This window comes from Streptomyces sp. MMG1533 (assembly GCF_001279775.1).
Taxonomy (GTDB): Bacteria; Actinomycetota; Actinomycetes; order Streptomycetales; family Streptomycetaceae; genus Streptomyces.
Genome location: NZ_LGDG01000210.1, coordinates 1 through 19305 on the forward strand (window position 1 = coordinate 1; position 19305 = coordinate 19305).

The window sequence follows — 19305 nt, forward strand, 5'->3', positions numbered from 1 at the left end:
TGTGCGTTGGCCCGGTGTGCGTTGGCCCGGTGTGCGTTGGCCCGGTGTGCGTTGGCCCGGTGTGCGTTGGCCCGGTGTGCGTTGGCCCGGTGTGCGTTGTCCGGCGGACAGCCTAGAGATCAGTAAGAGCGGGTGTGCGGGCACCCCACCCGCCACGACCTCCCCTACAGTCGCTTTGTGCTCTTTGGAATGGTGTGCGCACTTGGTGCCGCGGTCTGCTTCGGTACGGCGACGGTGTTGCAGGCGATGGCGGCGCGGGCGGCGGACAACGGCGAGGGCGGGGAGGCTGCGCTGTTTCTGCGGGCGGTCCGGCAATGGCGGTATCTGGCCGGACTGGCGCTGGACGGGCTGGGGTTCCTGTTGCAGGTCGCCGCGCTGCGGTCGATCCCGATCTACGCGGTCGGCGCGGCGCTGGCGTCGAGTCTCGCGGTGACGGCGGTGGTCGCGGCGCGGGTGCTGCGGGTTCGGCTGAGCGGGCGGGAGTGGGGTGCCGTGGGTGTGGTGTGCGCGGGGCTCGCATTGTTGGGGATCGCGTCCGGGACGGAGGGGGACCGCAGCGGACCGACGGCGTTGGAGTACGCGTTGCTCGGGGTGGCGCTGGCGGTATTGCTGCTCGGGCTGGCCGGGGGACGGCTGCCGGAGCGGGGGCGGGCCGGGTTGCTCGGGCTGGGGGCCGGGTTCGGGTTCGGGGTGGTCGAGGTGGCGGTACGGCTGATCGACTCGGCCGCACTCCCGGACCTGGTGCGCGATCCGGCGGCGTACGCCCTGCTGCTGGGCGGCGCGGCGGCGTTTCTGTCCCTGACCTCGGCGCTGCGCACGGGCTCGGTCACAGCCGCCACCGCCGGCATGGTGATCGGCGAGACGGTCGGACCGGCGGCGGTGGGTGTGATCTGGCTCGGAGACCGCACCCGGGAGGGCTTGGCATGGGTGGCGGTGCTGGGGTTCCTCATCGCGGTGGTCGGGGCGTTGGCCCTGGCCCGGTTCGGAGAGGCGCCGGCACCGGCACCGGTGTCCGCCGACGCGGCGTGAGGGACAGACGGGGGCGAAGACGGCTCCCGCCGAGGGAACCAGAACACCGCCCAGCCCCGCGCCCGACCTTGGGCCCTCTCCCCCTCACCTCACCCCCTCGCCTCTCCCCCCTCACCTCACCCCGTCGACAGCCGCCGTGATCCCGTCCCACTGCCCGGCGCGCCCGACCGTCCCTGACCTCCAACGCGAGGTCCGCCGTCTCGATCGCCTCCTTCGGCGGATGTCGTCCGTGCCGCGGAGGTCGGCGACCACCTGTCCGAGCCTCGCCGCACCCCGGGGACGTCGACACAGGTCGGCTCGCGCTGCGGGGACTCGAACAGGGACATGAAGTCCCACACCGCGAACACGCGGTGCGTCATGAACGTCGCCATGCGTTCCCGGCTGCTTATCCGCCGGCAAAGGAGATGAGCGGAAACTTGTTTTCTTGCGGGTTCGATATCGACCCGAGCCCGGTCCATTCCCTCGTGACGCATATTCCAGTCGTATCTGGACATGGAGCCTGGGCCGGGGAGGCGATCGCGCAGCTCCCGTCAACTTCCCGGCAGGTACTTCCGTGAATTCGATGAAAGTTACCCGCAGTACCACCGACACAAGAGCCCAAGGCCGCCGAAAGGGCTATAAAGAGCCATGTTCCGGACAGCCGAAAAACTTCGTTGAATCTTTGAACGGACCCGGCCTTATGTGCGTACTCGACAGGGTGACCAGTAATCCCGTCACCGTCACCGTGGCCTATCACGTGGCGCCGGGCCACGAGGGAGACTTTCACTCCTGGGGGTGGGCCATGCTGGCCGCGAGCGCGCAGCAGCCTGGCTTCCTGGGGGGTGGCGTCCTTGTCGACGGAGAGGCGGAGTGGCATGTCGTCTATCGCTTCGCCAGCGAAGGCACCGCCCTGGCCTGGGAAAACTCCACCACCCGCAGACAGTGGGACCTTCGCGCGGAGCCGGTCGCCCGGAAGACGGGCCGCCGGAGCGTCCGGGGCGCGAAGGCGTGGTTCGACGCCCAGGCAGACCGGCCCGCCGCGCCGCCGGCCCCTCCGTCGAAATGGAAACTGTGGTTTGTGAATATGAGCGCCGTGTTCCCGCCGGTGCTTCTGTTCAATCTGATTGTGTTGCCCTATCTCGGCGACCTCAATCCGTTCGTCCGTACGCTGCTGTTGTGTCTGTGCGTGACGGCTCTCGTCACCTGGATTCTGATGCCGCGCCTTCAGCGTTTCTTCAAGAAATGGCTGTATCCACCGCTCCAGGCGCTCCGCGGACGACACAAACGGACCGCGTAGGCCAGAGAACGACGCAAGGGAGGTGGGCGGGTGAAGACCCTGCTCATCGACAATTACGACTCGTACACGTACAACCTGTTCCAGCTGATCGCCGAGGTCAACGGCGAGGAGCCGGTGGTGATCCTCAATGACACCCCCGGCGACTTGATTCCGGATCTTGCGGAATTCGACAACGTGGTGGTGTCGCCGGGCCCGGGGCACCCGGCGCAGGTCCGCGACTTCGGCATCAGCGCCCGAATGCTGGCCGAGTCCCCGGTGCCCGTCCTGGGCGTCTGCCTGGGCCACCAGGGCATCGCCCTCGCGGAGCGCGGCCGGGTGGGACCGGCCCCGGAGCCCCGGCACGGGCATCTGACCTCCGTACGGCACGACGGGCAGGACCTGTTCCAGGGGGTGCCGCAGGGCTTCACCGCGGTCCGCTACCACTCGCTGGCCGTGCGCGAGCCGCTGCCCGACACGCTGGAGGCCACCGCGTGGGCCGAGGACGGTGTACTGATGGGGCTGCGGCACCGCACCCGGCCCCTGTGGGGCGTGCAGTTCCACCCGGAGTCCGTCCTGACCGAGCACGGCCACCGCATGCTCGTGAACTTCCGCAACCTCACGGCGGAACGGGCCCGCAAGCTGCGCACGAAGAACACGGCCGTACCCCCGGCCGAGGCGGCGATCCCTCGCCCGCCGGCCGCCGCGGCATCGACGACCACCACGAAGCCGTCCGCCACGGACACACCGCCGCCCTCCCGCGTGTCCATCCCCCGCCCCCGACGTTCCGGCGGCCCCTCCTACCGGCTGCACACCCGCCGTATCGCCGGAGCGGTCGACGCGGAGGCGGCCTTCACGCGGATGTACGCCGCCGCCGAGCGGGCGTTCTGGCTTGACAGTTCGCTGGTCGAGCCGGGCCGGTCGCGGTTCTCGTTCTTCGGGGACGGCAGCGGGCCACTCGCCGAGTTCGTGCGGTACGACGTCGGTACCGGGCGCTGCGAGATCGAGCGGGCGGGGCGGCCGCCGCGCAAGGTCACGGCGAGCGTCTTCGACTACCTGAAACGGCAGTTGGCCAACCGGCGTGTGGACGCCACCGGACTGCCCTTCGACTTCACCGGCGGCTACGTCGGCTACTTCGGCTACGAGACGAAGGCCGACTGCGGCTCACCGAACCGATACTCCTCCGACGTACCGGACGCCTGCTGGCTGTTCGCCGACCGGCTGATCGCGGTCGACCACCAGGAGGGCTTCACCTACGCGGTCTGCCTGGCGGAGGACACCCCGCAGGCCGCGCGGGAGGCCACGGACTGGCTGGACGGCACGCTCGCCCGACTCACCTGTGTCGGATCCGACATGAGCCCTGCCGTCGAGGCGCCGACCCGGTCCGCGCCGGCCCCCGAGCCGGACCTCCTCGCCGCCGAGCCCTGGCTGGTGCGCGACCGGGCGACCTACCTCGCGGACATCGAGGCCTGCCGACGGGAGCTGCGGGCGGGCACCAGCTACGAGATCTGTCTGACCGACGCCGCCCGCTTACCCGCCCCGCCCGACTCCTACGACTTCTACCGGGTCCTGCGGCGCGTCAACCCGGCACCGTACGCGGCCTTCCTGCGGTTCAAGGAGCTCGACGTGGCGGGCTCCTCCCCCGAGCGTTTCCTGCGGATCAGCCGGGACGGCGTCGCCGAGGCCAGACCCATCAAGGGCACCGCGCCTCGCGGCGACGGGCCGGAGGAGGACGCCCGGCTCAGGGACGCGCTCGCGGCGGACGCCAAGACCCGCGCCGAGAACCTGATGATCGTCGACCTGCTCCGCAACGACCTGGGCCGGGTCTGCCGGACCGGGACGGTACGGGTCTCCCGGCTGATGGCCACCGAGACCTACGCCACCGTCCACCAGCTCGTGTCCACCGTCGAGGGCCGGTTGCGCGAGGGCACGGACGCGGTGGACTGCGTGCGCGCCTGCTTTCCCGGCGGTTCCATGACCGGCGCGCCGAAGCTGCGCACCATGGAGATCATCGACTCGCTGGAGACCGAGGCCCGTGGCGTCTACTCCGGAGCACTCGGCTATCTGGGGTGCGGCGGCGGCGCGGATCTCAGCATCGTGATCCGTACGGCCGTACTCGCCGACGGGCTGATGCAGTTGGGCGCGGGCGGGGCGATCGTCCTCGACTCGGATCCGGTCGCGGAGTACGACGAGATGCTGCTGAAGACGGCCGCGCAGATGCGGGCGCACCGGGAGCACACGGTCGCCCGGATCCGGGAGCAGCGGGAGCGGATCGACACCCCGATGCCGAAGACCGTCACCGAGGAGCCCGCCCGATGACGACCGCCGCCGACCGTCACGGAGAAGCCCACCCGATGACGAGCCCCCGTCCCACGCTCCCCTCGGCCGGTCCCATGCCCTCCCCGCCCGACGCGGACGTCCCCGGCAACATCGCCGCGTATCTCTCCGGCCTCGCGGAGCGGCGCGGGTGGACCGGGCGGGCCGCCTTCCACCAGGGCCACCGGGTCTGGACGCACGGCGAGGTGCACGCTCTCGCGGCCCGCGCGGCCGGTGTGCTCGCCGAGCACGGTGTGCGCCCCGGCAACCGGGTGCTGCTCGCCCTGCCCGACGGGATCGCCTGGGTGACGGCCTTCCTCGCCACCGCCCGGCTCGGGGCGGTGGCGGTCCTGGTCAACCCCGAACTCCCCGCGGTCGAACACACGTTCATGGCCGAGGACACCGAGGCGGTGCTGTGCGTGACCGGACCGGGCCTGGAGGACCGTTTCAGCGACCGGGCCCGCCTCGGCGCCGACCAGTTCCTCGCGTTCACCCCGGCCACCGACCCGGCACCGGCGCATCCGGTCGACGCGCACACCCCGCTGTACGTCCAGTACACCTCCGGCACGACGGGCCGCCCCAAGGGTGTCGTGCACACGCACGGCGACACGAGGGCGTACCACGACCTGATCGGGCAGCGGGTGCTGCGGATCACCCAGGACGACGTCACGCTGTCGGTGTCGAAGCTGTACTTCGCGTACGGCTTCGGCAACGCCTTCGTCTTCCCGCTGTTCTCGGGGTCGTCGGCCGTGCTGGTGGACCGGCGACCGACCCCGGCCGCCGTCGACGAGCTGATCGCCCGGCACCGGGTGACGCTGCTGTACTCCGTGCCGTCGGCGTACGCCGCGCTGGTGGCCGACCGGGGCAGCGGCCACGACGCCTGCTTCGCCTCGGTACGCGCCGCGGTGTCGGCCGGCGAGGGCATGCCGACCGAGCTCGGGAGGCAGGCCGCCGAACTGCTCGGCGCGCCGGTGCTGGAGCAGATCGGCTCCACCGAGGCGGGGCACGCGTTCTGCGCCAACAGCCACGAGCACAACCATCCCGGCACGGTCGGCCGTCCGGTGCCCGGCTTCGAGGTGGAGTTGCGGGACCGTGACGGGCGACCGGTGCCGGACGGGGCGGAGGGCGAACTGTGGGTGCGCGGGCCGACGGTGACGCCCGGCTATCTGAACCGGCCCGAGGAGACGGCCCGCGCCCTGGCCGGCGGCTGGCTGGCCACCCGGGACCGGGCGCGCCGTGAACCGGACGGCAGCTACCGGCATCTGGGCCGCAGCGACGACATGGAGATGGTCGGCGGCATCACCGTCTCCCCGCTGGAGGTGGAGGCCGTACTGCGGACGCATCCGGCGGTGCGGGAGGTCGCGGTCGCGGCCGTGCGGGACGGGCGCGGTTTCAGCAGGCTGCGTGCCTTCGTCGTGCCGATGGCAGCGCCGCCGACCGGTCTGGAGGACGACCTGATCCGGCTGGCGCGGGAGCACCTGGCCGCCTTCAGGGTCCCCCGCAGCGTCAGCCTCGTCCCGTCCCTGCCGCGCACCCCGACCGGAAAGCTCCGCCGTCACCTGGTCCGCAGGGGCGCGTGGTGACCATGGCCGAAAGGAAGGGCCTCATGCCCGAACAACCCCTGCTCACCGACCGCGGGTTCTATCTCGGACCGCTGTTCCGGCGGGCGGCCGACCGCCACGGGGCCGTCTTCGTCACCCTGGACCGGCCCCTGGACGTCAACCCGTCGCTCGGGGTCGACCTGAGCTATCCGGTGCTCGCCGAGGTCGTCGAGGAGCTGTCGGGCCGGCTGTGGGAGGCCGGGGTACGTCCCTCGGAACAGGTGGTCGTGCACAAGACGGACAACGTTGACATCATGCTGCTGACCTGCGCGGTCTCCCGGATCGGAGCCGTGCCGGTGCTGCTCTCGCCCGCCCTGGCCGGTCCCGTCGTGGGACAGTTGCTGGCGCGGCTGCAGCGGCCCTGGCTGATCACCGACCGGGCGAAGCTGGACGGCCCGCTGGGGGACGTCGACCTGTCCGGGCTCGTGCGGAGCACCCTCTCCGTGGACGACGCTCCCGGCGCCGTGCCCCTGGAGAAGTACGCCGGCGCCGAGCCGCCCGCGCCGGTACGGCTCCACCCCCGGGAACCCGCGCTGATCACCCACAGTTCGGGCACCACCGGCGTCCCCAAGCTCGCCGTGCACTGCGCGCGGACCATGTGGAACCGGCTGGTACCGCAGCAGGCGATGGGCTGGCCCACGCGGGGCGAGACCGCGGCGCTGCACATGTCGTTCGTGCACTCGCGTTTCTACCATCTGCTCGGTGTACTGCTGCACTTCGGCAGTCCGCTGGTGCTGATCACCGACCCGTACCCGGCGACCGTCGGGCCGCTGCTGGTGCGGCACCGGCCCGGGATCGTGGAGACGCATCCCAACACCTTCGTGCTGTGGGAGGAGTTGGTCGACGCGCCGGGGGCACCGCTGTCGCGGGTCAAGGCGTACGGCTCCACGTTCGACGCGATCCATCCGCGGACCGTACGGCGCCTGCTGGGCGCCTCGAAACGGCGTACGCCTTGGCTGGTCCAGTTGTACGGGCAGAGCGAGACGGGGCCGGTCGCGTTCCAGTGGTTCACCCGGCGCGGTGCCGCTCGCTCGGACGGCCGCCGGGTCGGCATCGGGATACCGGGGTTCACCCGGGTCCGGGTCACCGACGCCGACGGCAGACGGGTGGCGCCCGGGACGGAAGGCCGGATCGAGGCCCGTACCAGGGGGCTGATCCTCACCTACCTCGGGGCGCGGGAGCAGTACGGGCGCCAACTCGACCGCGGTTGGTGGCAGATGGGCGACATGGGGTACCGCAGCCGTCTGGGTGTCCTGCATCTGATCGACCGTGAGATCGACCGGATCGACTCGGTGCACAGCAATCTGGAGGTCGAGGACGTGCTGATGTCCCGGCTGGAGGAACTGCGGGAGGTCGTCATCGTGCCCGGCGCGGGCCGGGAGCCGGTGCCGGTGGTGTGCGTGCGTGGCGAGCGACCGCTGGACGCGGAGCGCTGGCGGGAGGCCACGGCCGATCTGCCGGCCATGGCCGAACCGCGGCAGTGGCGGTTCGAGGACCTGCCGATGACCGCCACGTGGAAGGTGAAGCGGGTGGAGATCACCCGCATGCTGGCCGAGGGCGCGCGCACGTGAACGAAGTCCTGGTCGTCGGCGCCGGCCCCGTCGGTCTGTCGGCGGCGCTCGCCCTGCGGGCGCACGGGATGCCGGCCGTCCTCCTGGAGGCCGACCCGAAGGACCGTGAACGGCCGGGCAGCCGGGCCCTGTTCGTACACCGGGAGACCCTGCGTCTCCTCGACGGGATGCAGCCCGGGCTCGCCGACGAGATCACGTCGTACGGACGGACCTGGCAGACCCGGCGCACCCTCTACCGGGGCCGCGAGGTGTACTCGCGGACCTATCCGCCCGCTTCGGGCACCCCGCCCTTCACCAGCCTGCGCCAGGTGGACACCGAACGCTTCCTGCGGACCGCCTGCGAGCGGGCCGGGGTGGAGTTCGTGTGGGACGCCCGCGTGAAGGACGTCCGCACCACGGCGACCGGGGTCGTGCTGACCGGCGAGGACGGGCGGGTGTGGAGCGGCGGGTACGCGATCGCCGCCGACGGCGCCCGCTCCACGCTCCGGAGCGGGCTGGGCATCGCCATGGAAGGCGGCCACGGCGAGGGCTTCCACGTCGTCGTCGACGTCGCCGACATCCCCGGCGCCGAACTCCCGTTGGAGCGGGTCTTCCACTACGAGCATCCGGGCGTGGGCGGCCGCAGCGTGATGCGGGTGCCGTTCACCGGGGGCTTCCAGGTCGACCTGCAGTGCCGGGACGACGACCGGCAGGAGGCGTACGGCAGTGAGGAGGCCGTACGCCGGTGGCTGCCCTCGGTCGTGGGGGACGGGTACGCCGAGCGGATTCTGTGGGTGTCGACGTACCGCTTCCTGCGCAAGGTCGCGGCCTCGTTCACCGACGCGCACGGGAGGGTGCTGCTCGTCGGGGAGGCGGCGCATCTCTTTCCGCCGTTCGGGGCGCGCGGCATGAACAGCGGAATCGCGGACGCGGCAGCGGCGGCGGACGCCGTCGCGGCGGCTGCGGGGGCCGTCGCCGTGGGGCCCGCGGGGGCGGTCGCCGTGGGGCCCGCGGGGGCGGTCGCCGAGTTCGCCGCGGTGCGGCGCGCTGCCGCCCTGTTCAACAGCGCGGCCGCCGGGAAGGCGCTGGACCATCTGCGGCCTCGGCGGCGGAGCGTCCGGGTCAGGCAGCGGGCGGCGGCTGCCCTCGCGCCGGTGCTTCCGTGGTGCGGTTCGTGGCTGGAGCACGCCCCGTACGGGCCGCGGGGCGGGGCGCCGGTGGTGGCCGGCGGAAAGTACTGAGGAGGGGACTGTGGTGACACAACCGCCGGTTGCGGAAGGACTTTTGACGTGGACGCCGGGCGATGGCCCGGTGGCGGCGGACGGTGGCCCGGACACGGGGGCGGCGGCCGGGGGGTGGTCGGCGGCAGGGGCCGCGCCGGGTCTGCGGCCTCAGACGGGTGCGGCGGCCGGGGGGCGGTTGCTCGTCGCGGACTCCTGGCTGGTGCGGGACGGGCGGGTGCGTGGCTTCGAGCGGCACCGGGAGCGGTTCCTGCGCGCGTGCGGCGAGTGCGGCGGGCCGCCGTTGCGCCGGCTCGTGGAGTTCTGGCAGGACATGACGGCGGCGCTGCCACGTACCGGCGAGTGGTTTCCCCGAGTGGAACTCGCCGCCGGTTCGCCGGAGTTGCGACTGCTGCTGCGGCACGCGCCGCCGCTCGGCTGCGGGGTACGGGTGTGGGCGGCGGGGCAGTCCGATCCGCGGACCGTCCCCCGCCGCAAGGGACCGGACCTGGACGCCCTGGCCCGGATCCGGCGGCGGGCGTCCGGCGAGGGAGCGGAAGAGGCGGTGCTGATCGCGCCGTCCGGAGTGGTGCTGGAGGCGGCCACCGCCAGCGTGCTGTGGTGGGAGGACGACACCCTGTGCCTGCCCCCGCCGCGGCTGCCCGTCCTGCCCGGGGTGACCATCGGACTCCTCCAGGAGCAGGCCTGGCGCACCGGGACCCGCGTCGCCCACCGCGAGCGGACCTTGGCCGAGCTGGACGGGCGTGAGGTGTGGCTGGTGAACGCGCTGCACGGAATCCGGCCCGTGACGGGCTGGACGGCCCGGCCCATGCGGGCGGCGCCGGCGGTGCGGGCACCGGAATGGCGGAAATGGCTGGACGACGTCATGGAGCCGCTGCCGGAGCACTGAATTCCCGACCCCGACGACATGCGCCGGGGTGAATGACATCCCGTATTCCTGAATGCCATTCGCCCCGGCGCGATCAAAACTGCCCGAATTCAGTTGTTCTCCGGTTCTCCGGTTCTCCGGTTCTCCGGTTCTCCGGTTCTCCGGTTCTCCGGTTCTCCGGTTCTCCGGTTCTTCGGGCTTCTTCAATCCTTCTTCTGCGCCGGCTGATAAGCCCCCGGCACCATCCGGGTCGCGATCGCGATCCGGTTGTAGGCGTTGATGACGGTGGCCGTCCAGATCAGTGCGGCGATCTGCTCCTCGTCGAAGACCGCCGCGGCCTCGGCGTAGACCGCATCCGGGACGTGACCGTCGTGCACCAGGGTCACAGCCTCGGTCAACGCCAGTGCGGCGCGCTCTCGTCCGCTGAAGAAGGGGGTCTCCCGCCAGGCGTTCAGCGCGTAGATCCGCTGCTCGGTCTCGCCCTGGGCACGGGCGTCCTTGGTGTGCATGTCGAGGCAGAACGCGCAGCCGTTGAGCTGCGAGGCACGGATCCTGATCAGTTCCAGGAGTTCCGGTTCGATCTTGGCGTCCCGGGACGCGGAAACGGCGGCGCCATGCAGAGAACCCATTGCGGCGGAGACGTCGGGGGTAATCTTCTTCAGGGCCACGCGGGATATCGCATCGATATTACTCATGGGGCGACTCTATCCGTCGAACCGCATTCCGGAAGAGAAAACCTCCGATTATCCGGGAAGTGCCGCACACAATGCGTCCAGGGCTCCCGACCATGCGTGGTCCGGCGGTGTCCCGTACCCGACGACCAGAGCGTCCTCGGGCTGCTCGGCGATCGCGTCGGGGTGGCGGTAGCGGGTGAGGCCGTCGACCGCCAGGCCCTGCCAGGCGGCCGCTTGGACGATCGACTGCTCGCTGCCGGGCGGCAGCCGCAGGACGGCGTGCAGGCCTGCCGCGATGCCGGTGGCGTGCACCTCGGGGGCGCGGGCGGCGAGGGCGGCCACGAGGGCGTCCCGGCGACGACGGTAGCGAAGGCGCGCCGAGCGGACATGACGGTCGTAGGCCCCGGACGTGATGAACTCCGCCAGCGTCAACTGGTCCATCACCCCGCACGTGTCGACGCCGCCCTTCGCCGCCGCGGCCTCCTCGGCGAGCCCGGGCGGCAGCACCATCCACGCCAGCCGCAGGCCGGGGGCGAGGGACTTGCTCGCGGTGCCCAGGTAGACCACGCGGTCCGGGTCCAGGCCCTGGAGGGCGCCCACGGGCTGGCGGTCGTAGCGGAACTCACCGTCGTAGTCGTCCTCCAGGACCAGGCCGCCGGTGCGCCGCGCCCACTCGACGACGAACGCGCGCCGGTCGCGGTGCAGGGGTACGCCCATGGGGAACTGGTGGGCGGGGGTGAGCAGGACGGCGCCCACGTCCGCCAACTCCCCGGGCTGCGTACCCAGTCGGTCGAAGGGCAGCGGTGCGGTGCGCAGGCCGGCCGCGCCCAGAAGCCGCCAGTGTACGGCGAGGCCGTACGACTCGACGGCGACCGTGCGGACCCCCCGTGCCCGCAGTACCGCGCCGAGCACCTTCAGGCCGTGGGAGAACCCGGCGCACACCACGATCCGTTCCGGGTCGGCACGCACTGCCCGCGCCCGGGCGAGGTAGCCGGCGAGCGCGGTACGCAGCTCCACACGGCCGCGGGGATCGCCGTAGCCGAAGGCGTCGTACGGGGCCGCGGTCAGGGCGCGGCGCGCTGCCTTGAGCCACTCCGTACGCGGGAAGGAGGCGAGGTCGGGGAAGCCGGGACGCAGGTCGTACGCGGAACGGGCGGGCTCGCGGGGACGGCGTGCCGCGCCGGTCGGCGGGACGACCGTCCGGTCCGGGACCCGCGTGCCCGAGCCCTGGCGGGCGGTGAGCCAGCCCTCGGCGACCAGGTCGGCGTAGGCCTCGGCGACCGTGTTGCGGGCGATGCCCAGGTCGACGGCGAGGGTGCGGGAGGAGGGCAGGCGCGTCCCCGGTGCCAGGCGGCCGGTGCGGACGGCCTCGCGCAGGGCGTCGGTGAGGCCCTGGCGCAGGCCCGGACCGGTCGGCTCCACGTGCAGGTCGATGCCCAGGGTGGCCCAAGGTTTCGGCATGGAAATGGACCATACCCCTGGGCTGCCTGACTTCTAGGGTCGAAGGCATGACGACGACCGACGACACCGCCAAGACCATGGAGTACGCACCCGAACCGCCGGCCAGGATGCAGTGGGCCCAGCTCGCCCCCGAGGTCTACAAGGCGATGATCCGCCTCGACACGGCAGCCAAGCAGGGTCTCGACCACAAGCTGTACGAGCTGGTGAAGATCCGCGCCTCGCAGATCAACCACTGCGCCTTCTGCATCGACATGCACACCAAGGACGCGCTCGCGGCGGGCGAGAGCGTCGAGCGGATCATCCAGCTCAGTGCCTGGGACGAGTCGCGGCACTTCTACACCGGGAAGGAACTCGCGGCGCTGGAGCTGACCGAAGCGGTGACCGTCCTGACGGACGGTTTCGTGCCCGACGAGGTGTACGAGAACGCCGCCGAGCACTTCGACGAGGCCGAGCTGGCGCAGTTGATCTCCGCGATCGCGGTGATCAACGCGTGGAACCGGTTCGGGGTGACCTTCCGTATGGCCCCGGGGCACTACGAGGCGGGCCAGTACAAGTGAGCCGTACGACACTCCTGGACCGTGAGGTCGGGCGGGCCATGTCCGCGGTCAGCGCCACCGCGAAGAAGGGGCTCGGCGACCCCGCTCTCGCCGAACTCGTCGTCATCCGCGCCTCGCAGCTCAACCACTGCGCCTTCTGCCTCGACATGCACCTCGCCATCGCGCGCGAGCACGGGGTGAGCGAGAAACAGCTCGATCTCCTCAGCGCCTGGGAGGAGGCCGGGGACGTCTACGACGAGCGCGAGCGGGCCGCCCTCGCGCTGACGGAGGCGGTGACCGTTCTGACCGGGGGCACCTCCCAGGCCTTCGGCTCTGGGGAAGGGTTCGTGCCGGACGACGTGTACGAGCGGGCGGCGAAGTACTTCGACGACTGTCGACTCGCCCATCTCGTCGCGCTGATCGCCGCGATCAACAACTGGAACCGGGTGATGGTGGCCCGCCGGATCCCGCCGGGGGGCCGTACGCCATGAGCAAGGTCGAGACTTTCCGCAGGCTCCACCGCGGCCGGACCCCGGACGACCCCCTCGTCCTGCCCGGCCCGTGGGACGCGGCGAGCGCCCGCATCTTCGTCGAGGCCGGTTTCCGGGCGCTCGCCACGCCCAGTGCCGGTGTCGCCGCCTCCCTCGGACACGAGGACGGGGCTACCCCGGCGGACGAGATGTTCGCGGCAGTCGCGCGGATCGTGCGGGCCGTGGACGTGCCGGTGTCGGCGGACGTCGAGGGCGGTTACGGGCTGGCGCCGAAGGAGCTGGTGGAGCGGCTGCTGGAGACGGGGGCCGTCGGGTGCAACCTTGAGGACTCCGACGGGGGTGTCCTCAAGGACCCGAGGGAACACGCCGACTGGCTGGCCCAGGTGCGGTACGCGGCCGGTGACCGGCTGTTCGTCAACGCCCGCATCGACACCTTCCTCCGAGGCGTGCACGAACCCGAACAGGCCATCCACCGGGCCGCGTTGTACGTCGCCGCGGGCGCCGACTGCGTCTATCCGATCGACGCTCCGGCGAGCGTACTGCCGCTGCTGCGGTCCGGCATCCAGGGGCCGATGAACGTGTTCGCGAAGGTCGGCGAGGGCCCCTCCCCCACCGAACTCGGTGAACTGGGGGCCACTCGCGTCACGTTCGGGCCGGGGCTGCAACGCCGGGCCACCGCCGCCCTGCGGGAGATCACCGCAGAGGTGAGGTGAGCGTCAGGACAGCCACGCCTTCCAGGTGGACTCGTGGCTGTCCACCCACTTCTTCGCCGCCTCCTCCGGTGACATCTTCTGGTCGGCGATCATCAGGGAGACCTCGTTCTGGTCCTCGGTCGTCCACTTGAACTTCTTCAGGAGGGCGGCCGCCTTGCTGCCGCTCTTCGCGAAGTCCGTGTTGAGGTACTTCTGCAGCGGGGTGTGCGGATAGGCGCAGGCCACCTTCTCCGGATCCGCGTCGCAGCCCTCCTTGTACTCCGGCAGCTTCACCTCGGTCATGGGGACCTTCTTGAAGAGCCACTGCGGCGTGTACCAGTAGGTGAGGAAGGGCTTCTTCTCCTTCGCGAACTGCCTCATCTGCGTGATCTGGGCGGCCTCCGAACCGGCGAAGACGACCTGGTAGTCGAGCTTCAGGTTCTTCACCAGCGCCTTGTCGTTGGTGACGTAGGAGGGCGAGCCGTCCATCAGCTGGCCCTTGCCGCCGCTCTCCGCCGTGCGCATCTGCGAGGCGTACTTGTTGAGGTTCTTCCAGTTCGTGACGTCCGGGTGCTGCTTGGCGAAGTACGTCGGGACGTACCAGCCGATGTGCCCGGTCACCCCGAGGTCGCCGCCCCGTGTGATCGTCTTCTTGTCCTTGACGTACCGCTGTTCCTGATCGGGGTGGCCCCAGTCCTCCAGGATGGCGTCGACGCGGCCCTGGCTGAGCGCGTCCCAGGCGGGCACCTCGTCGACCTGGACGGTGTCGACGCGGTAGCCGAGCTTGTGCTCCAGCAGGTACTGCGCGACGGCCACGTTGGCCTGTGCGCCCACCCAGGACTGGGTGGACAGGGTCACCGTCTTCGCGCCCTGGGCGTTGGCGAACGGCGAGGCCTGCTTGGTCATGTCGGCGGCGCCGCAACTGGTCAGCAGCGCGAGCGAGGACACTCCCGCCACTACGGCAGTCGTACGAAGTCGCATGTCACGCTCCCTTCTTCGTGCGGCGTTCGGTCGGCTGGGTCACCCGGTCGAGCATCAGGCCGAGGCAGACGATCGCCGCGCCGGCCACCAGACCGGTGGCGAGGTCGCCCTGTGCGAGGCCGAAGACGACGTCGTAGCCGAGGGCGCCACCGCCGACCAGGCCGCCGATGATGACGACGGCGAGGACCAGGACCACGCCCTGGTTGACGGCGAGCAGCAACGCCGGGCGGGCGAGCGGAAGCTGGACCTGCCTGATCTGCTGGCCGGTGGTCGCGCCGAGCGAGCGGGCCGACTCCAGTGAGGCCTGGTCGACCTGGCGCAGGCCCTGGGTGGTGATACGGACGACGGCGGGCAGCGCGTAGACGACGGCCGCGGCGACAGCGGGCGCGCGGCCCACGCCGAACAGCGCGACGACCGGGATCAGGTACACGAACTGCGGCATCGTCTGGAAGACGTCCAGGACGGGTCGCAGCATCCTCTCGAAGCGGTCGCTGCGGGCGGCCGCGATACCGGTCGCGAAGCCCAGGACGAGGGTCACGGCGACCGCCGCGAGCACCTGCGACAGCGTGTCCAACGACGGCTTCCACACTCCGAGTACGCCGATCGCGGCCATGGCGAGGACCGCGGTGAGCGCGGTCCGCCAGGTGCCGATCACCCAGGCGAGTGCGGCGACGATGAGAAGCACCGACCACCAGGGCAGCCCCTGCAGGCCGTCCCGCACCGGGTCGAGGACCCAGGTGGTGAAGTGGCCGGCCCAGTCGGCGGTGCCGCCGACGACGGGCACGCCGGAGTAGAGGTGCGCGGTCATCCAGTCGACCGCGCGGTTGACCGGCTCGGCGATGTTCAGCGTCCAGGAGTCGGGCCAGTCGAGACGGCCCGCGAGACGTCCGGCCACGGCGACGGCCACGGCGGCGACGAGCGCGTACGCCCATCCCGCGCGACTCGATCGCCCGGAGCCCGGGGTGCCGTCTCCTGCCGCACCGGTGATCCGGTCCAGTACGACGGCGAGGAGCACGATCGGGATACCGGCGGCGAGGGCCGCGCCGACGTCGACCGACGCCAGCGCCTGGTAGACACGGTCACCGAGGCCGCCCGCGCCGATCACCGACGCGATGACCGCCATGGACAGCGCCATCATGATCGTCTGGTTGAGGCCGAGGAGGAGTTCCTTGCGGGCCAGCGGGATACGCGCGGTCACCAGGCGCTGCCGTGCGGTGGACCCCAGCGACTCGACCGCCTCCAGCACCTCCTTGTCGGCGCCGCGCAGGCCGAGCGAGGTGAGGCGGGCCATGGGCGGAGCGGCGTACACGACGGTGGCGAGGACGGCCGCGGGGACGCCGATGCCGAAGACGAGCACGACCGGGAGCAGATAGGCGAAGGCGGGCAGCACCTGCATGGTGTCCAGGATCGGGCGCAGGATCCGGTCCATACGGTCGGACAGCCCGGCGGCGAGCCCCAGCAGGGCGCCCACGACGACCGACGCCAGCACCGCCACGATCATCAGCGCGAGCGTCTGCATGGTCGGGATCCACATGCCGAGCAGGCCGCAGGCCACAAAGGCCGCGGCGGTGCCGAGGGCCAGCTTCACGCCGGCGACCCGCCAGGCGACCAGGCCGGCGAAGGCGCTCACCCCGGCCCATCCGGCGGCGAGCAGCACCAGGTACACGGCCCGTACCGAGAGCACGACCGCGTTGCTGACGTGGCCGAAGCCGTAGAGGAACAGCGGGTGGCTGTCGCGGTTGTCGATGATCCAGTCGCTGGTCTTCGTCAGCGGATCGGTGAGATCGACGGTGAGCGCGCCCGGCCAACTGCCGCTCGCCCAACGGGCGTTCGCCAGCGGCACGAGAATCGCCGCGGCGACCGCGAGCAGCAGCAGCTTGTGGACGGCTCGTTGCTTGAGGATGCCGGGGAGGGCGATCCGGGGGGCGGGTGCGGTGACCGTTGCCATCAGACCGCCTCCTTGCGGAGCTCCGTTCCGGCTACGACATCCAGGAGCCGTTCGTGATCGACGACCCCCAGACACCGGCCGTCCTCCACGACACACGCGGGCTTGTGGCTGCGGGAGACGACCTTGATCGCCTCGGCGACCACCGCGTCGGCGGCGATCGAGCCCGGGTGGTCCGGGCCGCCGCACTCCCCGGCACGCATGGCCGTACGGGCCGTCATGACCTGCTCTCGCGGGACGTCGCGGACGAACTCGCGGACGTAGTCGTCGGCGGGCGAGCCCACGATCTCCTCCGGCGTGCCCAGCTGCACCACGCGGCCGTCGCGCATGAGCGCGATGCGGTCGCCGAGCTTCAGGGCCTCGCTGAGGTCGTGGGTGATGAAGACCATCGTGCGGCCCTCCTCGCGGTGCAGCCGCACGACCTCCTCCTGCATGTCGCGCCGGATCAGCGGGTCGAGCGCGCTGAACGGCTCGTCGAAGAGGAGGACTTCGGGGTCGACGGCGAGCGCGCGGGCCAGCCCGACGCGCTGCTGCTGACCGCCGGACAGCTGGGCGGGCCTGCGCTGCTCCATGCCCTCCAGGCCGACCTTCTCGACGACCTGCCTGGCCCGCTCGCGGCGCTCGGACTTGCCCATGCCCTGGATCTCGAGGCCGTAGGCCACGTTGTCGAGGACCGTGCGGTGCGGGAGCAGGCCGAAGTGCTGGAAGACCATCGCGGCGCGGTGACGGCGCAGTTCGCGCAGCCGGGACTTGTCCATCGCACGGACGTCCTCGCCGTCGATGACGATCGTGCCGGCGGTCGGTTCGATCAGCCGGGTCAGACAGCGCACCAGCGTGGACTTGCCGGAGCCGGACAGGCCCATGACGACGAAGACCTCACCCTTGTGCACGTCGAAGGAGACGTCCTGGACGGCGGCGGTGCAGCCGGTGCGGGCGCGCAGTTCGGCGGGCGGGAGGGCGGCCAGTTCGGGGTCGGCGGGGATGCTGTCGGCCTTGGGGCCGAAGACCTTCCACAGGCCCTCGACGGAGAACACGGGAGCCGTGGTCGCAGTCGTGGTCGTAGCTGTAGTCGTGGTTGTCGTCGTGCTCATCACGCACCACCTCCAAGGAGGTCGACGGCCCGTTCCCCGACCATCAACACCCCGATCATCGGGTTCACGGCCGGCATGGTCGGGAAGACGGACGCGTCGGCGATGCGGATGCCGTCCAGTCCTCGGATCTTCAACTCGGGGTCGACGACGGCCGACCGATCGTCGGCGGCGCCCATCCGGCAGGTGCCCGCCGGGTGGTACACGGTGTGCGCGACCTTGCGGGCGTACTCGCTCAGCTCCTCGTCGCCCGTGATCTGCGGCCCGGGGGCCACCTCGCGCTTGAGCCAGCCGGCGAGCGGCTCGGTCTTGGCGATCTCACGGGCGATCTTGATGCCGTCGACGAGGGTACGGCCGTCGTGGTCGTCCTCGTCGGTGAAGTATCGGAAGTCGAGGGCCGGCTTGACCGACGGGTCGGCGCTGGTCAGGAACAGCCGGCCGCGGCTCTTCGGCTTGGGGATGTTCGGGGTCATCGAGACGCCGTACGGCGGGCGTTCGTAGCCCAGGCGCTCCGGATTGTCCGTGAACGGGATCTGGTAGAAGTGGAACATCAGGTCGGGGCCCGCGTGTTCGGGGTCGCGGCGCACGAACAGGCCCGCGTCGGAGTCCATCGCGGAGTTCTCGGGGATGGGGCCGTTCGTCTCCCAGACGATCACCGACTCGGGGTGGTCGAGCAGGTTCTCGCCGACTCCCGGCAGGTCGTGCACGACGGGGATGCCGAGCGCCTCCAGGTCGGCCTTCGGGCCGATGCCCGAGTGCAGCAGCAGGCGGGGCGAGTCGACGGCGCCCGCGCACAGCAGGACCTCGCCCCGCGCCCGTACGAGGATCTCCTCGCCGTCCTTCGTGCGGACGTGCACGCCCTCGGCACGGGTGCCGTCGAGCTCCAGCTTGTACGCCCAGGTCTCCAGCATGACGCGGAGGTTGGGCCGCTCGTCCATCACCGGGTGCAGATACGCCACCGACGCCGACGAGCGCTTGTTGTTCTCCGGGTGGTAGGCGAGGTCGAAGAAGCCGACACCGTCGTTGAAAGGCTTCTTGTTGAAGCCCTCGACGCGGGGGACGTCGAGCGCCTTCTCAGCGGCGTCGACGAAGTCGCGGGCGATGGCGTTCCGGTCCTTCTCGTCGACCGGGACGATGTTGTTCTTCAGCCGCGCGAAGTACGCCTCCATCGGCACCGCGCCCCAGCCCTTGGCGCCGGCCGCCTCCCACTCGTCCCAGTCGGACGGCAGCGGCTTGAAGGCGATCAGGGTGTTGTGGGACGAACACCCGCCGAGGACGCGGGCCCGGCTGTGCCGGATGTGGGAGTTGCCGCGCGGCTGCTCGGTGGTCGGGTAGTCGTAGTCGAGCTCGCCGCCGAGCAGACCCATCCAGCGGCGCAGGGTCAGGACGTCGTCTCGGCCGACGTCGCTGGGGCCGCCCTCGATGACGGCGACGGTGACGTCGGGGTTCTCGGTGAGACGGGAGGCGATGACGGATCCTGCGGTGCCGCCGCCGATCACGACGTAGTCGTATATATGACTGTTCTCGGACATGGGGGGTACTCCAGGGGCTTGCGAGGGAGCGGGGAGAGCGGGATGAGC

Annotated in this window: 17 protein-coding genes; 10 read left to right on the top strand and 7 right to left on the bottom strand. The window is 71.3% G+C overall.

Annotated elements, in window-relative coordinates; genetic code table 11:
- The first annotated feature begins 189 nt into the window (after positions 1-189).
- Positions 190-1029 (top strand): DMT family transporter, encoded by an 840-nt coding sequence (locus ADK57_RS19880; protein ID WP_053750889.1) that lies wholly within the window; start codon positions 190-192, stop codon positions 1027-1029.
- Positions 1030-1145: 116 nt separating this feature from the next.
- Here ADK57_RS19880 and ADK57_RS47620 read toward each other — a convergent pair whose 3' ends face one another.
- Positions 1146-1523: a DUF3050 domain-containing protein gene (locus ADK57_RS47620; protein ID WP_324612198.1), complete on the bottom strand. Its 378-nt coding sequence runs from the start codon at positions 1521-1523 to the stop codon at positions 1146-1148.
- Between the two features lie 185 nt (positions 1524-1708).
- Here ADK57_RS47620 and ADK57_RS19885 point away from each other — a divergent pair, with 185 nt between their 5' ends.
- From ADK57_RS19885 to ADK57_RS19910, 6 genes are all read left to right on the top strand, one after another.
- A complete protein-coding gene (locus tag ADK57_RS19885; protein WP_053750820.1) occupies positions 1709-2305 on the top strand; it encodes an antibiotic biosynthesis monooxygenase in 597 nt (198 codons plus the stop codon).
- A 30-nt stretch (positions 2306-2335) separates the two neighbouring features.
- The gene (gene pabB / locus ADK57_RS19890; protein WP_053750821.1) at positions 2336-4600 is read left to right on the top strand and encodes an aminodeoxychorismate synthase component I; all 2265 of its coding nucleotides are present in this window, start codon (positions 2336-2338) and stop codon (positions 4598-4600) included.
- Positions 4601-4674: 74 nt separating this feature from the next.
- Positions 4675-6180, top strand: coding sequence for an AMP-binding protein (locus ADK57_RS19895; RefSeq protein WP_053750890.1), 1506 nt, complete (start codon positions 4675-4677; stop codon positions 6178-6180).
- Positions 6181-6203: 23 nt separating this feature from the next.
- Positions 6204-7769: a class I adenylate-forming enzyme family protein gene (locus tag ADK57_RS19900; protein ID WP_053750822.1), complete on the top strand. Its 1566-nt coding sequence runs from the start codon at positions 6204-6206 to the stop codon at positions 7767-7769.
- Positions 7766-8989 carry an FAD-dependent monooxygenase gene (locus ADK57_RS19905; protein ID WP_053750823.1) on the top strand — a complete coding sequence of 408 codons (1224 nt, stop codon included), beginning with the start codon at positions 7766-7768 and terminating at the stop codon, positions 8987-8989. Before ADK57_RS19900 ends, ADK57_RS19905 begins: the two co-directional genes overlap by 4 nt.
- 13 nt (positions 8990-9002) lie before the next feature.
- Complete coding sequence (locus tag ADK57_RS19910) at positions 9003-9878, top strand: aminotransferase class IV (RefSeq protein ID WP_078973234.1); 876 nt, start codon at positions 9003-9005, stop codon at positions 9876-9878.
- A 182-nt stretch (positions 9879-10060) separates the two neighbouring features.
- Here the strand turns inward: ADK57_RS19910 and ADK57_RS19915 are convergent, their stop codons facing one another.
- Both ADK57_RS19915 and ADK57_RS19920 read right to left on the bottom strand, forming a co-directional pair.
- Positions 10061-10552 (bottom strand): carboxymuconolactone decarboxylase family protein, encoded by a 492-nt coding sequence (locus ADK57_RS19915; protein ID WP_053750824.1) that lies wholly within the window; start codon positions 10550-10552, stop codon positions 10061-10063.
- A gap of 48 nt (positions 10553-10600) precedes the next feature.
- On the bottom strand, positions 10601-11992 hold the full coding sequence (locus ADK57_RS19920) for a PLP-dependent aminotransferase family protein (protein WP_053750825.1): 1392 nt from the start codon (positions 11990-11992) through the stop codon (positions 10601-10603).
- Between the two features lie 47 nt (positions 11993-12039).
- Here ADK57_RS19920 and ADK57_RS19925 point away from each other — a divergent pair, with 47 nt between their 5' ends.
- Genes ADK57_RS19925 through ADK57_RS19935 form a run of 3 tightly spaced genes read left to right on the top strand, consistent with a single transcriptional unit; the run spans position 12040 to position 13732 of the window.
- Positions 12040-12549: a carboxymuconolactone decarboxylase family protein gene (locus tag ADK57_RS19925; protein WP_053750826.1), complete on the top strand. Its 510-nt coding sequence runs from the start codon at positions 12040-12042 to the stop codon at positions 12547-12549.
- Entirely contained in the window at positions 12546-13019 is a 474-nt protein-coding gene (locus tag ADK57_RS19930) for a carboxymuconolactone decarboxylase family protein (RefSeq protein WP_324612199.1), read from the top strand. The genes ADK57_RS19925 and ADK57_RS19930 overlap by 4 nt, the downstream gene beginning before the upstream one ends.
- Positions 13016-13732 carry an isocitrate lyase/PEP mutase family protein gene (locus tag ADK57_RS19935; protein ID WP_053750827.1) on the top strand — a complete coding sequence of 239 codons (717 nt, stop codon included), beginning with the start codon at positions 13016-13018 and terminating at the stop codon, positions 13730-13732. Before ADK57_RS19930 ends, ADK57_RS19935 begins: the two co-directional genes overlap by 4 nt.
- A 3-nt stretch (positions 13733-13735) precedes the next feature.
- On the opposite strand, the gene ADK57_RS19940 is transcribed toward ADK57_RS19935, so the two are convergent.
- Genes ADK57_RS19940 through ADK57_RS19955 form a run of 4 tightly spaced genes read right to left on the bottom strand, consistent with a single transcriptional unit; the run spans position 13736 to position 19257 of the window.
- On the bottom strand, positions 13736-14692 hold the full coding sequence (locus tag ADK57_RS19940; RefSeq protein WP_053750828.1) for an ABC transporter substrate-binding protein: 957 nt from the start codon (positions 14690-14692) through the stop codon (positions 13736-13738).
- 1 nt (position 14693) lies between these two features.
- Positions 14694-16640 (bottom strand): ABC transporter permease, encoded by a 1947-nt coding sequence (locus ADK57_RS19945; protein WP_053750829.1) that lies wholly within the window; start codon positions 16638-16640, stop codon positions 14694-14696.
- Positions 16640-17728, bottom strand: coding sequence for a quaternary amine ABC transporter ATP-binding protein (locus ADK57_RS19950; RefSeq protein ID WP_053750830.1), 1089 nt, complete (start codon positions 17726-17728; stop codon positions 16640-16642). Before ADK57_RS19950 ends, ADK57_RS19945 begins: the two co-directional genes overlap by 1 nt.
- Complete coding sequence (locus ADK57_RS19955; RefSeq protein WP_053750831.1) at positions 17728-19257, bottom strand: GMC family oxidoreductase; 1530 nt, start codon at positions 19255-19257, stop codon at positions 17728-17730. The genes ADK57_RS19950 and ADK57_RS19955 overlap by 1 nt, the downstream gene beginning before the upstream one ends.
- Positions 19258-19305: the final 48 nt, after the last annotated feature.